Below are 15280 nucleotides of genomic sequence, written 5' to 3' on the forward strand. Positions count from 1 at the left end.
TGCATGCTTGAGTACGTTAACGAATTGTGGCAAACCTTTTTGCAACGTCCCGATTTTTGGGCTGTGCTGAGTATTATCCCCGTTACCGCATTCGTTACCTGGGCACACGTTTGGATGGCACTGAAAATGGTGTTTTACCCGATTACTTTCTGGGGATTCCATTTAGGTCCATTACCCGTGGGATGGCAGGGAATTGTGCCAAGAAAAGCTGGACGTATTTCTGGCATTATTACGGATAACACATTGTCTAAATTGGGTTCCTTACGCGAGTTTTTGGATGCAATGGATCCTGAGGATATGGCGCGCATCATTGGTGAACAAGTTGGCTTTGAGCTTGAGCATTTGATTGATGAAGTCATGCTAGACCGAAATGCGGTGCTTTGGGAAAACCTACCGTATTCGATTAAACGCCGTATTTATGCCCAAGCACATAAACAGCTGCCAAATACCTTAAAAGAACTCGTGACCGAACTGACCATGAACGTAGAGTCACTTGTTGACATGCGTGAAATGGTGGTGAGTCAAATGGAAGCGGATCGTCTCTTGATGGTGCGGATGTTCCTTAAAGTTGGCCAGAAAGAAATCAACTTTATTTGGCATATCAGTGCCTTGATTGGGATGTTCTTTGGTATCTTCCAGATGATCGTTTGGTTTGTGGTGCCATGGCATTGGACAGTTCCATTTTGGGCAGCAATCTGGGGCTTTTTGACCAACTGGATTGCCATCTGGATGGTATTTAATCCCATTGAGCCGCACCCTGTTAAGTATTTACAATTATTTGAATTAACTAAAGATCGTAAATTCCCTTGGATTAAACCTGTGATTCCACGTATTGGAACGTACAATGTTCAAGGCGCGTTTATGAAACGCCAAGAAGAAGTTTCGGATGTATTCGCAAGTGTAGTCACAGAAGACCTAATTACGTTAAAATCTATCATGACCGAAATGATGTATGGCGGGAAGAAAGATAAGACCCGTCGCATTGTGAAACGTCATATTAATGAAATTATGGAATCTCCACTGGTTCGTACCTCATTACAGTTGTCTTTAGGTCCAAAAGAGTACGCAAAACTCAAGACAGACTTGATCGATCGCTCAATTGAAATTACGATGGTGCCTGTATGCGACCCTGCGTTTAATGCGAGCCGTGCACAGAAAATCTTTCAAATGTTTAGAGACCGTATTCGTGAGCTAACACCGAAAGAATTTCAAAATCTATTACGTCCTGCATTTCAGGAAGACGAATGGATTTTAATTGTCTTGGGTGGTGTAACCGGTTTTATCGCGGGTACAATACATTTGTTTGTGGCTTTCTTATAATTAGATGCTGGAAGACGATCTGAATCTTCGGTTCAGATCACTACATAGCGTCATATACAATGTTTAAAATGAGGATGTTTTTTTATGCGCATTATATTACTCGGACCACCTGGAGCAGGTAAAGGGACACAAGCTCAGTTGATCTGTAAGCGCTACGATATCCCACAAATTTCAACCGGTGATATGCTCCGTGCTGCGATTCGTGAAGGTACTGAATTAGGTCTACAAGCTAAAAGCGTCATGGACAATGGCGGCCTTGTATCTGATGAGCTTATTATTGGTCTTGTTAAAGAACGCATTGCTCAACCTGACTGTGTTAACGGCTGCATTTTCGACGGTTTCCCACGTACGATTCCACAAGCTGAAGCGCTTGAAAACGAAGGTATTAGCATCGATCACGTGATTGAAATCGATGTACCTGACGAAGAAATCGTTCAACGTTTATCTGGTCGTCGTCAACACCCTGCATCTGGTCGTGTATATCACACCGTTTACAACCCACCAAAAGTGGAAGGTAAAGATGACGAAACTGGTGAAGACCTTGTTCAACGTCCGGATGACCAAGAAGCAACAATTCGTAAGCGTTTAGGTTCTTACCACGCTGAAACTGAGCAATTGGTTGGTTTCTACCAAGGTCGTGCAGCTTCTGGCGAAAACGCACCGACTTATGACAAATTAAATGGTCTTCGTCCAATCGATCAAGTTCAAACTGATTTGTTCGCGATTTTAGATCAGTCTAAATAATTCAACTTTTTTGAATTTTTGACAATCAAAGAGTCCTACTGCATAGTGGGGCTCTTTTTTTATGTGGCTTTTAGGGCGAATCTGTTATGAAATTTGCTTTGGTTATAATGGTCATCATCGCTGTGGCGGTGTTATTGGGCTTATTATTTGTCAGCTTTAAAATGTTGCGTAAGGTGCAAGTGGAAGAAGTAGAGCAAGCTAAACTGAACCCGAAGCAATATCGCTTACATCCAAAGCTGCAGCAAGAGCTTAATAAAAAACACAAAAAACAAGATAAAAATTAAGCATCAACTCGATCAATTGATTCTTACAAATTTCATCAACTCCCAAATTGAAGAGATTAATCCTCAATTTGGGTGGTTTTAATCGGTCTTAATGCGCCAAAGTCAAAACGGTCAGGCCAATTACATACATCAGACACGATACATTCATCACATTTGGGTTTGCGGGCAATGCAGCAATAGCGTCCATGTAAAATCAGCCAATGATGTGAATCAACAATAAACTCTTTGGGGATGACTTTGACGAGTCGGTGTTCGACTTCCAGAACATTTTTGCCGACAGCCAATCCTGTTCGATTCCCTAAACGAAAAATATGCGTATCGACTGCCATGGTTGGTTGTCCAAAAGCAGTATTCAGCACCACATTTGCAGTTTTACGACCGACACCGGGTAAGGCTTCCAAATCTGCACGATTATTCGGAACGATGCTGTTGTGCTTCTCAATGAGCATCTTGCAGGCTTTGATGACATTTTCTGCCTTAGAGTTATACAGGCCAATGGTCTTGATATATGCCTTCAGACCGTCAACACCTAGCGCATAGATAGCTTCAGGAGTGTTTGCCACTGGAAAGAGTTTGTCTGTGGCTTTGTTGACACTGACATCTGTGGCCTGAGCAGATAGGGTAACAGCCACTAAAAGTTCAAATGGACTACTATAATTGAGTTCAGTTTTCGGGTTGGGGCGTTGCTCACGTAAGCGTTCAAAAAAAGTTTGAATTTGCTTCTTAGTCATGTTTTTAACAGCCATGATTAAGCCCCTTGCAGTTGTGTTAATTGTTGCGTGAGGGTATGGAGTAACTCACGTTTTTTTGCATCGTCTCGAACACTCAGTTGTTTTTCTAATTTCTTAATTTGTGTACGAATTTTTGCAAGTTCAATGGTGGTTTTTGCATCGAGTTGAACGACTGGCGTAGCAGGTTTTTCCACGACTTCAATGACCGGTACTGAGTCTGTCTGGGTCGAAAATTGGGCAAAAAGTTCCGTGTCAATTTCAGCACGTACGACTGGGCCTTTACGATGAATTCTGCGCTTTTCCTCACGTTGAATATGTGCATAGTAGCGGCGACGTAAATCATTCTGTTCTGCGATTCGAGCGGCTTCAGATGGCACTTGATCAAGCTCTTCGACAAGGTCGATACAATCCACGGGACAAGGTGGGATGCAGAGTTCGCAGCCCGTACATAAATCCGTCAAGACCGTATGCATCAATTTGCCTGAGCCAATAATGGCATCGACAGGGCAGGCACTGATACATTTGGTACAACCAATACATTCATCCTCACGAATCACAGCTTTAACCCGTTGCGGGCGCCCATCACTTTGGATTGGCCAAACGCTGGCTTCTGCTGTTAAGTGTGGACGATTTAATAACGCTGCTAGTGAATCTGCTACAGGTTGACCACCGGGTATACATTTATTGGCTTCTTCTCCTTCACTGATGGCTTTGGCATAGGGTAAGCAGCCGTCTCGGTGTCCACAAAGTCCACATTGAGTTTGTGGCAATAGGGCATCAATTTGTTGGATGAGGGAAATTTCAGAAGTCATGGGTAGTCGCGAGTACAAATGAAGGCAGAGAAAAACCAAAGAGGACGTTGAATTCTAGCATGTTTCAGTATGAATTACTGTGCGCAAAAATGGGTCTATAGATGCATCATAAATGAGCAAAATAATTCATTAAAATATTCCTAAAAGTAATAATATTTATAACTAAAATATCTGAGTAATCAATTTAAATCGCTGTTCTTTAAAGAATTTAAAGATTTTTTAAAAAAACTATTGCTGATTAGTTACAAAAGATATTTAATATTTTGCGCCAAAATATATCTTTGATCAAAATTGTGATCAATTTTGATCCATACATCTGCTGAGGATTAAGTGTTGAAATATAACAGCCTTAACGACTTCCTAGACTACGTTAAAACACGTGATGAACATCAACCTGAATTTCTTCAAGCTGTTGAAGAAGTGATGACGAGCCTTTGGCCATTCATCGAAAAGAACCCACAATATGCTGACTACGGTTTGCTAGAACGTCTTGTTGAGCCTGAGCGTGCAATTCAGTTCCGTGTTTCATGGGTAGATGACAAAGGTCAAACTCAAGTTAACCGTGCTTTCCGTGTTCAATACAACTCAGCAATTGGTCCATTCAAAGGTGGTATGCGTTTCCACCCATCAGTGAACCTTTCAATTCTTAAATTCTTAGGTTTTGAACAAACTTTCAAAAATGCCTTAACTACACTTCCTATGGGTGGTGGTAAAGGTGGTTCAGATTTTGACCCTAAAGGTAAATCTGAAGGCGAAATTATGCGTTTCTGTCAAGCATTAATGATCGAGTTATACCGTCATCTTGGTTCTAACACTGACATCCCAGCGGGTGACATCGGTGTAGGTGGCCGTGAAGTGGGCTACATGGCTGGTATGATGAAAAAATTAAGCAACGACACAGCATGTGTGTTCACTGGTAAAGGTTTAACTTTCGGTGGTTCACTTGCACGTCCTGAAGCAACTGGTTACGGTACTGTGTATTTCGCTGAGGAAATGCTAAAAACTCGTGGCGACAGCTTTAAAGATAAAGTTGTAACGATTTCGGGTTCTGGTAACGTTGCACAATACGCTGCTGAAAAAGCAATGTACTTGGGTGCGAAAGTGGTTTCACTTTCAGACTCAGCAGGTACTGTATACGTAAAAGACGGTTTCACAACTGAACTTCTTGCTGAAGTAATGGAATTGAAAAACGTTAAGCGTGGCCGTATTTCTGAATTTGCATCTAAGCACGGTTTTGAATATTTAGAAGGTCAACGTCCTTGGTCTATCAAATGTGATATCGCGCTGCCATGTGCAACTCAAAATGAATTAGATGAAGCTGATGCTGAAGCTCTTCTTGCAAATAGCGCAATCTGTGTTGCTGAAGGTGCGAACATGCCTTCAACTTTGGCTGCAGTTGAGAAATTCGTTGAAGCGAAAATTCTTTATGCACCAGGTAAAGCATCGAATGCGGGTGGTGTTGCGACTTCTGGTCTTGAAATGTCTCAAAACGCAATTCGTTTGGGTTGGACTTTCGAAGAAGTTGATGAGCGTCTACATGCGATCATGAAAGAAATTCACCGCAACTGCGTGAAATACGGTACTGAAGAAGATGGTACTGTGAACTATGTAAACGGTGCGAACATTGCAGGCTTCGTAAAAGTTGCTGACGCAATGCTTGCTCAAGGCGTTTACTAAGTTCTCCGTAAGTTGAACTGAAAACCGAGGCTCAAGCCTCGGTTTTTTTATGGCGGAATGGTTTAGAAAATATAGATATATTGCTAGGTGTTCATTAGCCTAAGTTGTAATTTGCTATCGATAATGTTGAAGTGAAAATTTAAGGGTTGGCTGAGTAAACGTTTAATATGAAGCTCTTGCTGATGTAATTGTGGGCAGAACTTCAGAGTACTCCCTACATCTCCTATAAAACGCAAAGTATGCTTTTCTACATCATAATTGTGGCCAATGTAATTACAGCCGCTAAGAATGTCATACTGCCATCGTTAATTTGAGTGTGGTTTGGGGGGGAGAACGTTATTCTCTACGAGAACCCACGTCTATTGAGTTAATTGTTCTTCTTCAAAATCGCGTAAATCGGCAATTCGCTGTAAGCCTTTAAAAATATAGGTCTGTTGATTTCTATTCATCACGATTAATTTAGGCAGGGCATTTTGCTTTTGAAGTAGCTTTAGATTGACATCGCGAAAGAGTTGATTGATCAGCACATCGTTATTTGATTGCTTTGAACAGCCGATAAGTGTTTGCAGTTGTGAAGATATAAAAAAACCGAGGCGTTGATCTCGGTTTTTTTATAGGCTGTAACTTACAACGTACCTTTTACAGCTTCACGTTCGACTGACATATCAAAAATATAGGCATATTTTGATTGATCAGCTGCAGGGTTTTTACGTTCAAAACGTTTTACGCGAATAATTTGGCGTTCTGCAGGAGTGTGCTTAAAGCCTTCAATTTGATCGTAAAATAAAGTCCAGTCTTTATCAACTTGTGTTTTTAAGCCTTTTTCATCGTACTTCACTTCACGTACTTGTAAGCAAGTTTGTGGAGCAACACCTGTACATTGTTTGGTTTCAGGGCTGACTTCAAGGAAAATTGTTTCGCCTTGTGAGTTGTACTGGGTTTCAGGTGTTAATTTTCCAGTGAAAACCAGTTTCTCACCTGTTGCAGAAATAATCGTTAACGTTGGATTTTGTGGATCTGTGGTATTTAAAACAAAAGGTGCTTTACGGTCACTAAAGAGTGAAGATGCAAGTCCTTCTTGTTTCATCGCATTATCAGGACATGCCATCATGGTAGATGCAATGTTGCCTGTTACAAGTGTATTGTGTTCCACTTTCCATTGGGTTGACATGCTATTACAGCTGGTTGAAATACCCAAAGTGCCATTTTCTAGAAAATTTAAAACCAAAGGTTTTGGTGCATTTTCAGTGGTGGTGCTCCATTGATATGAAGCTAAAGTTTTATCAGCATTTTGTTGTTGTAATACGCTCACGGCTAAATCTCCAGCTTTTTGGATATCGCTTGATTGACATGCTGCAAGGACTAAAGGGAAGAGGGCGATCGCTAAATATTTTAATTTCATTACGCTAACTGTTCTAAGTGAATTTCAGCCTGTAGCATAACCCATTCATTTTAAAAAAATATGAATACATTCAGCTCAAATAAATAGCAAAATGTATCCATAAATAATAATTTGTTAACTTATTAATATAAATTATGAATAAGTCAAGCTATCAAGTTTATTTCACGTTTAATCAAAACGATAAATATCCATACCCAGCGAACCCATACTAAAGCTACTGTGAACAATAGAGAAGCGGGGGCCTGCACCCATCGCAAAGAAGATGGGTGCAAAATGTTCAATGGTCGGATGGTTGCGTTGTACAAACGGGATATTTTGCCAGTCGAGAACTGCATCAAAATCTTGATGAGTGAGCTTATTGACCACAAAATTACGGAATGTAGACGCCCACTCAGGCACGGCTGCTGCACGTCCATCCCAAGCCAATTCACGTAAGTTATGAGTAATACTGCCCGATCCAATCAACAGGATTTGCTTGTCACGTAAAGGTGCAAGCGTTTGTCCAATTTTATAGATCTCTTGCGCAGACATGGTCATCGGCAGTGATATTTCAATTACAGGAATGTCGGCATCAGGATACATATGCAATAACGGCATCCAAACGCCATGATCGCGCGGACGGGTGCTGTTGGCATGTGCCGATAATCCTGCATTGGCAAGTAAATGAAGAATTTCTTCTGCAAGCTCTGGGTTACCCGGTGCTGGATAACGAATATCATAAAGTTCCGCAGGGAAACCACGGAAGTCATGCCAAGTTTCAGGACGGGCACTGGTACTTACTTCTAGTGCGTTACTTTCCCAATGTGCGGACATGATAATAATGGCTTCCGGTTTTGGAAGATTCAGGCTTAAACGTTCCAACGCAGGACCGACTTGCTCAGGATTGATGGCAAGCATAGGTGAGCCATGGGAAATAAATAAACCTGGAAGTGTATGTAAATTCATCGCGGTCGCCGTTGGTTGTTTAAAGGAATATGATGATCATGCACTATATTATTCAGCGTAACAATTCGGATAATTTCAACGGTTTGTTTCATTGTTGCAACGCTGTAACTGCTGTATACGCTGGATGTTAGTTCGGATTAACCCGCACGATGGTAAGGGTGATTATGATTAATACTCATTGCACGGTATAGCTGTTCGATGAGCATGACACGAACCATTGGGTGTGGCAAAGTTAGTTTAGACAAAGACCAATGCCATGCTGCTGCTTTACGTACCGCCTCAGAATGTCCATCTGGCCCACCAATGGCTAAAACCACATCATTGCCTTCAAGCATCCAGCCTTTCATGGTTTCAGCTAGTTTTTCGGTACTAAACTCACGACCACCGACTTCTAAGGCGATCAGCACTTCATTCGATTTCATGGCATTTAAAATGCTGTCACCTTCAATTTGACGGTATTTTAAAATGTCGGTTTCTGAATCGTTTTTGCCACGTTTGGCCATAGGCAGTTCAATGATCTGCGTTTGAACAAAAGGCTGAATACGTTTGAAATAATCTTCAAAACCCGTCAGAACCCATGCTGGCATTTTTTGACCGATTGTCAGAATACGAATTTTCATACAGCGCCTGAAAGTATACAAAAGAGCATTATAACGGTTCGCTTGCACTTTGTATGTTCAGACACAATTTGCAATTGAAATCGTGTTCTGCTTGCTGTTTAAATACGCAGCATAAGCAGATTAGATCAAAGATGAAAATTGGAATAATAACAATGAAAAAAACATGGCAGGACGGTAAATTATTTTTGCTCAAGCAAGCAGCAATGCTTTCAATTTTTGCATGGTGTTCATTTGCGACGTATGCCAACAATATTAGAACCGCTGAACCAGATAATTTAAAAGTCTATTTAGAACAAATTATTGGTAATGAAGCTGAATATCGTAACTATAAGAACATTCAAGAGTTAAACCGGGTGTCTGCTTGGATTCGTGAGCAGATGCGTTTATTTGGTGTGAATTGTCGTTTTCAAACCTATACCGTAAACAGCCAGCCATACCGTAATGTGGTTTGTCCCTTAAATGCAGGGCATAGCAACCGAGTGATCATTGGCGCGCACTACGATGTATTTGAGGAGCAGCATGGCGCTGATGATAATGCTTCTGGCGTTGCAGGTGTACTCGAAGCTGCTCGGATTCTTTCGGCTGAAAAAGCGCGTTTAAAACAAAATATTGAATTTGTATTTTATACCCTCGAAGAACCGCCATATTTTAGAACAGAGTCGATGGGCAGTTTTATCCATGCAAAATCGGTAGCAAAGGAAAAGGATAAAATTTCAGGTGTATATATTCTAGAAATGATTGGTTATTTTGATCCGAAAGTCACCCAAGAATATCCTGTTGGGCTGAAATGGATTTATCCATCGCATACAAATTTTATTGCATCGGTGGGGAACATTCAGTCTCGTGACTTAACCTCATCGTATTGTGCTGCGATGGAGTCATTGAAGCAACTACAATGTGAGCGCTTGATTTCACCTTCATTTATTCAGGGTGTGGATTTTTCAGACCATATGAATTATTGGCAATTTGATATGCCAGCGATGATGATCACTGATACGGCATTTTATCGTAATAAGCACTATCACACCGAGCAAGATACCTTGGATAAATTAAACTTAGACAAAATGGCTCAAGTGATCGATGGTTTGGTGAAAACCATCTTAAATTTGAAATAGCATGTCTTTAAACACATGACATAAAAAACGCAGCCCCGAAAGCCTGTGGACTGCGATAAAAGGTCATCTACCTGGAGATGTAGATGACCATCCTGTTCCAATGATCATCACGCTTTTAGACGTGATTGGAACCAATAAAGAAACATACAACGCGTATATCTCTCTACTATATATGTGGGATAGAGGGCGATATTTCAAGTAATAGCATGCAAATATTGTAAGACTTTCTTATTGGCTCTTATTGATCTTGATGTCGAATTTGAAATAGTTATCCAATTAAAGGTTGTAGCTATTGTCTTGAGTCTTGTCATAGCGATGGATTTGAACGACAAGTTTAGAATATTCAGTATGAATAATGGATAAAAAAAGCCCTGTCGAAACAGGGCTTTTTTCTTTTATTGCGAGTTGTTAGCGCTTAGTGACGAGCAGCTTTGCCACCTTCAGTTGCTTTGACAATCGGTGTCTTTGCAAGAGGTTTAGGCATATCAACCAAGGCTAGAGGTAAAATCTCATCAATCGATTTCACTGGTTTAATTTCTAGACCTTCTTTGACATTGTCTGGAATCTCAGTCAAGTCACGAACGTTATCTTGTGGGATAAAGACAAGCTTGATGCCACCACGGTGAGCAGCGAGAAGTTTCTCTTTTAAACCACCAATGCGCATTGCACGGCCACCAAGACTGGTTTCACCGGTCATCGCAATATCTGGACGAATCGCAATGCCTGTAAACGCTGAAACAAGTGCGGTAGTTAGGGCTAGACCAGCAGATGGGCCATCTTTCGGTGTTGCACCTTCTGGTAAATGCACGTGTACATCAGTTTCTTCAAAGCGAATCGCTTCAATACCCAGTTCATCTGCACGGGTACGTACAACGGTCATCGCTGCTGTGATCGATTCTTTCATGACATCGCCAAGAGAACCGGTGGTAATGAACTTGCCTTTACCTTTTACTGCCGCAACTTCAATCGTTAGCAGTTCACCACCAACAGATGTCCATGCCAAGCCATTTACACGACCCACTTCAGCTTCTTCTTCGGCCATACCGAAGTCGAATTTGTGTGGACCTAAGTAGTCAGGAAGATTTTTCGAATTCACTTCAATTTGAAGATTTTTCGATTTCTTACTAACAGCTTCTTTCACGACTTTACGTGCAATTTTAGATACTTCACGTTCTAAGCTACGCACACCGGCTTCACGTGTATAACGTTGTACGATATCGCGGATGGCTTCTTCGTGAACGGTTAATTCTTTCGCACGTAGACCATTGTTCTTGATGGCTTTTGGAACAAGGTAACGTTCAGCAATATTCACTTTTTCATCTTCGGTGTAACCCGGTAGACGAATCACTTCCATACGGTCAAGCAAAGCTTCTGGAATATTCATGCTGTTTGCAGTACAGATGAACATCACTTCAGAAAGGTCTAGATCAAGATCTAAGTAGTGATCATTGAACTTGCTGTTTTGTGATGGATCTAGGACTTCAAGCAATGCTGAAGCAGGGTCGCCACGATAGTCTTGCGCCATTTTGTCAATTTCATCGAGTAAGAACAGTGGGTTCTTTACTCCAACTTTAGTCAAAGACTGCACAATTTTACCCGGCATCGCACCGATATATGTACGACGGTGACCACGGATTTCAGCTTCGTCGCGCACGCCGCCAAGCGCCATACGGACAAATTCACGACCAGTTGCTTTGGCAACAGATTCACCGAGTGAAGTTTTACCTACACCTGGGGGACCAACTAAGCAAAGAATTGGACCGCGAAGTTTTTTCACACGTGATTGAACAGCAAGGTATTCCACAATGCGGTCTTTCACGTCGTCTAAACCATAGTGATCGGCATCAAGAATGTCTTGAGCTTTCGCAAGGTTAATGCTGACTTTGCTGGCTTTGTTCCAAGGCGTATCTAAAATAACTTCTAGATAGTTACGCACGACAGCAGCTTCGCTCGAAGCAGGTTGCATTGCTTTTAGCTTACGGAACTCATTTTCAGCTTTTTTACGTACATGTTCAGGTAAATCGGCTTCAGTTAGACGTTTTTCAATTTCTGCAACGTCATCCTCACCACCGCCATTCATATCAGAAAGTTCGCGTTGAATGACCTTCATTTTTTCATTTAAGAAGTATTCACGCTGATTCTTTTCCATTTGGCGTTTCACAGAATCATGTAAGGTTTGCTCAATTTGCTGCTCTTCTGACTGTTGTAATAAATACGTCATGAGCTCAGCTAAATGTGCTTCAAATTCATCATGCTCTAAGAATTTTTGTTTTACATCAATATTCAAAGGCACGCGTGTTGCTACGAAGAATAATAATTGTAGCAAATCATCAATTTTATTGGCTGCTGCAATCAATTCACGTGCGTTACGCAATTTTGCTTCTGCATATTGAGCAAATAAGGTGCGTAATTCTTCCACACGATTATTCTGAGTTTCTGAGTCAACAGAAACCGTCATTGGGCTTAATGAATGCTCGGCAGTCAGGTAATCATCGGCATCGATAATTTTTTCTAACTTGGCACGATATAAGCCTTCAATCAGTACTTTTATACAGTTTTCATCATTCTCATGATTCACAACTTGCACAATCTTCGCGACAGTACCGTATTGATATAAATTGTCGTGATCAATTTCTTCTGTAAGCGAATCTTTTTGTGCAACTACGAATACAAGATTGTCACTGTCACGTGCGACATTGACTGCATTGATCGACTTTTCACGACCCACAAACAGTGCAATTTGCATGTGAGGATATACAACCACATCTCGTAGCGCTAAGAGCGGTAATACGCTCGGAATTGTAGTTTCCAAGCTTTCTTCATTCATAATAATCTCAGACATGGGCACTCCTAATGAGTGACAACGGTGTTGCCATGTTTTTTATAGTGATGTGTATTTTTTAAATTACAAGGGTCATGCCAATTAAAATGTATAAAAAATGACTAAATATGTGATTTATAAGTGTAACTCAGTGTCAAGAATATCAAATTAACGTTTGAAGCTTAAAGTTTGAGATGGGCTAATAAAGCCATCTAGCGGTTGATCCCATGCCTCTCGGACCAAAGAGTCTTGAATGAGTTGAAAATCATGACCAAGTCCTAAACGGTAGGGGGTAGAGTGGGCTGTTGCTAATGTTTTATCGTAGAAGCCACCCCCCATACCAATACGTGTGCCGTACTTGTCGCAAGCGAGCAAGGGCATAATTAAAAGGTCAAGATGAGAAACATGCTTCCCACGACTTGCCATGGGTTCTTTCATACCGAGTGGGTGATGAGAAAAACGTTTACTAATGTATTGATGACGTGAGATTTCAACCCAAACCAGTTGCTGATTCATGTTGCAAATCATGGGTAAATACACGTGTTTTTGATGCGAAAAACAGTAGTGGATAAGCTTTTGAGTGTGAATTTCACCAAATGCATGTAAATAAACGCCTATATGCTGACTGCGCTTAAAATAACTATGTCTGATTAAGCGCTGTAGGACTTGTTGTTCAGCTTGTCGTTGCTCCCATAGGTTTAGGCTACGACGCTGCTTACGGAGTTGTTTACGAAGGCTGGTGGTGCTCAAAGTCATGGTTCATTTCAAAGTAGCACAAAATTCTCAAAGGCATTTTAACGTGTTCAAGCTTAAAAGTCCGAAAAAATAGGTTTTATCTTTTCTTGTAAAAGCGTCCTTAAGAAGCGGTCTGCTCAATGAATGTGTATCTATTTTCCCCCCTCTAATCTTGTTTAAGCCAATGATTTCATAGTTTGAATTTTTGGCTTATTTCGATGGATCAGTAGATGTGCATAGGGACGCGTAAATTTTACTTAAAAAACAGAAATAAGGAATTAAAAAAAGCAGGGCATAACCCTGCAAATAGAGTGAGACAGCCTTTATTTAAGGCAAAAGGATAATAAACCAAGTAAAAAAGATAATTGCTAAAGCAACGAATTGAGCGGCACTCCCCATATCTTTTGCAATTTTAGAAAGTGGATGCTTGTCTAAAGATACGCGGTCGACAACGGCTTCAATGGCAGAATTGAATAACTCAACTATCAAGGCAAATAAGCACACCACTACCATAAGGGCATGTTCAGCACGACTCACATCGAGAAAATAACTGGTAGGAATAAGCACAATATTCATCCAGACAATTTGTCGAAATGCAGCTTCATTTTGATAAGCAGCTTTGAATCCGTCGAGGGAATATTGCGTTGCATTTAAAATTCGTTTAAATCCAGATTTGCCTTTAAACGGGGAAATTTCACTCATAGCACTGTACAGACGTATAGATTTAAAAACTGGCGAAAATATAGCATGCCAAGCTTAAAGTTTTCTTGCATTCAGTTTTTATTTTATTGGGCCTAAAAATTTAAGGGGATTTACATAAGCCTGTATCAAGTTAGTGCTATGTTTATTCATTATTAGACTTAAAATTTGCCTGAATTTCAGGCACAATACAGGCGTTTAAAATTTTTAATTTTGAAGCCTTTGCTTCATTGCATGAAATAATAAAAGTGATATAGGTCAACAATGAAAAACTTTAGTTTTGCTGTGCTTGCAGCAACACTTTTAACCAGCCAGTTTGTCAGTGCAGAGCCGGCAGTTATTCAAACGGAAATCAAAACGAATGTGACACAGCCCATGGGATTTTATCCTTTCCAAGTGGGTGCATATAAAGTCATTGCTTTAAAAGATGGGACACTCGAATTAAGTCCTGATTTATTTAAACAAAATTTAACTCCAGAAGAAGTCAGTGCCTTATTTCAAAAGCTTGCGGTTGATCAGAGCAAAGGCATACAAACCAGTGTCAATGCCTATCTGATTGATGATGGACAAGGTGGCATCAGTCTTGTTGATAGTGGTGCAGCCAGTTGTTTTGGTCCGAACTTAGGATCTATTGCACAAAATATTGAAGCAGCTGGCTATAAGCTTAATCGCGTACGCAGTGTTTTCTTAACCCATTTACATCCTGATCATGCATGTGGCATTGCGAAACAAGGTAAGGCTGTGTTTCCAAATGCAACGATCTACGTCAATGAACAAGAAAGTCAGTATTGGTTAAGTGAAAGCACCGTCGACACTTTAGCTGCTGAAAAGCGTGAAGGTTATTTAGCAACTGTTGCGAAAATTAAAGCTGCGATTGCGCCTTATCAAACCATGCGGAGTTTTAAGACTTTTAGCGTTGGTTCGGTGATTAATGGATTAGAAGTACTACCGAGTATTGGACATACACCGGGGCATTATTCTTTTATCTTAAAATCGCAAGCTAAAAGTTTTGCTATCCTCGGTGATGTGGTTCATTCCTATCATTTACAGTTTGAACAACCCAAATTATCTGTCGATTTTGATGTCGATCCGGTCAAAGCCAGTGAAACTCGTTTAGCAATTTTTAAACGTTTTGCTCAAGAGCAAACCTTTGTTGCATTTGCACATTTACCATTTCCCGGTATTGGTAAAATAAGTGAAATGAATGATGGTCAGTTCCGTTGGAACCCGCTAAATTTAGCTCCGACAGCTCCGACAGCTCCGACAGCTCCGACAGCTCCGACAGCTCCGACAGCTCCGACAGCTCCGACAGCTCCGACAGCTCCGACAGCTCCGACAGCTCCGACAGCTCCGACAGCTCCGACAGCTCCGACAC

General features: G+C 41.0%; 15 protein-coding genes and 2 pseudogenes. 7 read left to right on the forward strand and 10 right to left on the reverse strand.

The genetic code is table 11. The features are described from left to right. The first annotated feature begins 3 nt into the window (after positions 1-3). The 3 genes from FTV11_RS01100 to FTV11_RS01110 all read left to right on the forward strand — a co-directional run bounded on the left by FTV11_RS01100 (position 4) and on the right by FTV11_RS01110 (position 2348). On the forward strand, positions 4-1320 hold the full coding sequence (locus FTV11_RS01100) for a hypothetical protein (protein WP_168378316.1): 1317 nt from the start codon (positions 4-6) through the stop codon (positions 1318-1320). An 84-nt stretch (positions 1321-1404) separates the two neighbouring features. Beyond that, the gene (adk, locus tag FTV11_RS01105; RefSeq protein ID WP_078189866.1) at positions 1405-2064 is read left to right on the forward strand and encodes an adenylate kinase; all 660 of its coding nucleotides are present in this window, start codon (positions 1405-1407) and stop codon (positions 2062-2064) included. Between the two features lie 86 nt (positions 2065-2150). Next, a complete protein-coding gene (locus tag FTV11_RS01110; protein ID WP_111885664.1) occupies positions 2151-2348 on the forward strand; it encodes a hypothetical protein in 198 nt (65 codons plus the stop codon). A 56-nt stretch (positions 2349-2404) separates the two neighbouring features. On the opposite strand, the gene nth is transcribed toward FTV11_RS01110, so the two are convergent. After that, complete coding sequence (gene nth, locus FTV11_RS01115; RefSeq protein WP_180073236.1) at positions 2405-3094, reverse strand: endonuclease III; 690 nt, start codon at positions 3092-3094, stop codon at positions 2405-2407. Between the two features lie 2 nt (positions 3095-3096). After that, a complete protein-coding gene (locus FTV11_RS01120; RefSeq protein WP_180073237.1) occupies positions 3097-3891 on the reverse strand; it encodes an RnfABCDGE type electron transport complex subunit B in 795 nt (264 codons plus the stop codon). Positions 3892-4221: 330 nt separating this feature from the next. On the opposite strand from FTV11_RS01120, the gene gdhA reads away from it, so the two are divergent. Beyond that, positions 4222-5568 (forward strand): NADP-specific glutamate dehydrogenase, encoded by a 1347-nt coding sequence (gene gdhA / locus FTV11_RS01125; protein ID WP_373685387.1) that lies wholly within the window; start codon positions 4222-4224, stop codon positions 5566-5568. An 83-nt stretch (positions 5569-5651) separates the two neighbouring features. On the opposite strand, the gene FTV11_RS17290 is transcribed toward gdhA, so the two are convergent. From FTV11_RS17290 to rlmH, 5 genes are all read right to left on the reverse strand, one after another. Then, on the reverse strand, positions 5652-5858 hold the full coding sequence (locus FTV11_RS17290) for an META domain-containing protein (protein ID WP_180073245.1): 207 nt from the start codon (positions 5856-5858) through the stop codon (positions 5652-5654). A gap of 69 nt (positions 5859-5927) precedes the next feature. Next, positions 5928-6095, reverse strand: coding sequence for a hypothetical protein (locus tag FTV11_RS01135; RefSeq protein ID WP_180073239.1), 168 nt, complete (start codon positions 6093-6095; stop codon positions 5928-5930). A 98-nt stretch (positions 6096-6193) separates the two neighbouring features. After that, complete coding sequence (locus FTV11_RS01140; RefSeq protein ID WP_180040690.1) at positions 6194-6970, reverse strand: META and DUF4377 domain-containing protein; 777 nt, start codon at positions 6968-6970, stop codon at positions 6194-6196. 168 nt (positions 6971-7138) lie between these two features. Continuing rightward, positions 7139-7915, reverse strand: coding sequence for a dioxygenase (locus FTV11_RS01145; protein WP_180073240.1), 777 nt, complete (start codon positions 7913-7915; stop codon positions 7139-7141). 137 nt (positions 7916-8052) lie between these two features. Then, positions 8053-8535 carry a 23S rRNA (pseudouridine(1915)-N(3))-methyltransferase RlmH gene (rlmH, locus tag FTV11_RS01150; RefSeq protein ID WP_180073241.1) on the reverse strand — a complete coding sequence of 161 codons (483 nt, stop codon included), beginning with the start codon at positions 8533-8535 and terminating at the stop codon, positions 8053-8055. Positions 8536-8738: 203 nt separating this feature from the next. Here rlmH and FTV11_RS01155 point away from each other — a divergent pair, with 203 nt between their 5' ends. Continuing rightward, complete coding sequence (locus FTV11_RS01155; RefSeq protein ID WP_180073246.1) at positions 8739-9650, forward strand: M20/M25/M40 family metallo-hydrolase; 912 nt, start codon at positions 8739-8741, stop codon at positions 9648-9650. Between the two features lie 415 nt (positions 9651-10065). Here FTV11_RS01155 and lon read toward each other — a convergent pair whose 3' ends face one another. The 3 genes from lon to FTV11_RS01170 form a co-directional block, all read right to left on the reverse strand. Beyond that, positions 10066-12492, reverse strand: coding sequence for an endopeptidase La (gene lon, locus FTV11_RS01160; RefSeq protein ID WP_180026668.1), 2427 nt, complete (start codon positions 12490-12492; stop codon positions 10066-10068). A 147-nt stretch (positions 12493-12639) separates the two neighbouring features. Continuing rightward, positions 12640-13227, reverse strand: a complete 588-nt coding sequence (locus FTV11_RS01165) for a 5-formyltetrahydrofolate cyclo-ligase (RefSeq protein WP_180026669.1) — start codon at positions 13225-13227, stop codon at positions 12640-12642. Between the two features lie 306 nt (positions 13228-13533). Continuing rightward, a complete protein-coding gene (locus FTV11_RS01170) occupies positions 13534-13908 on the reverse strand; it encodes a diacylglycerol kinase (RefSeq protein ID WP_168378310.1) in 375 nt (124 codons plus the stop codon). A 372-nt stretch (positions 13909-14280) separates the two neighbouring features. On the opposite strand from FTV11_RS01170, the pseudogene FTV11_RS01175 reads away from it, so the two are divergent. Beyond that, a pseudogene (locus FTV11_RS01175) lies at positions 14281-15012 on the forward strand (MBL fold metallo-hydrolase); the annotation flags it as partial. Positions 15013-15144: 132 nt separating this feature from the next. Next, a pseudogene (locus FTV11_RS16995) lies at positions 15145-15280 on the forward strand (hypothetical protein); the annotation flags it as partial.

Origin of the sequence: Acinetobacter sp. YH12231 (genome assembly GCF_013417755.1) — a bacterium.
GTDB classification, from domain to species: Bacteria; Pseudomonadota; Gammaproteobacteria; order Pseudomonadales; family Moraxellaceae; genus Acinetobacter; species Acinetobacter amyesii.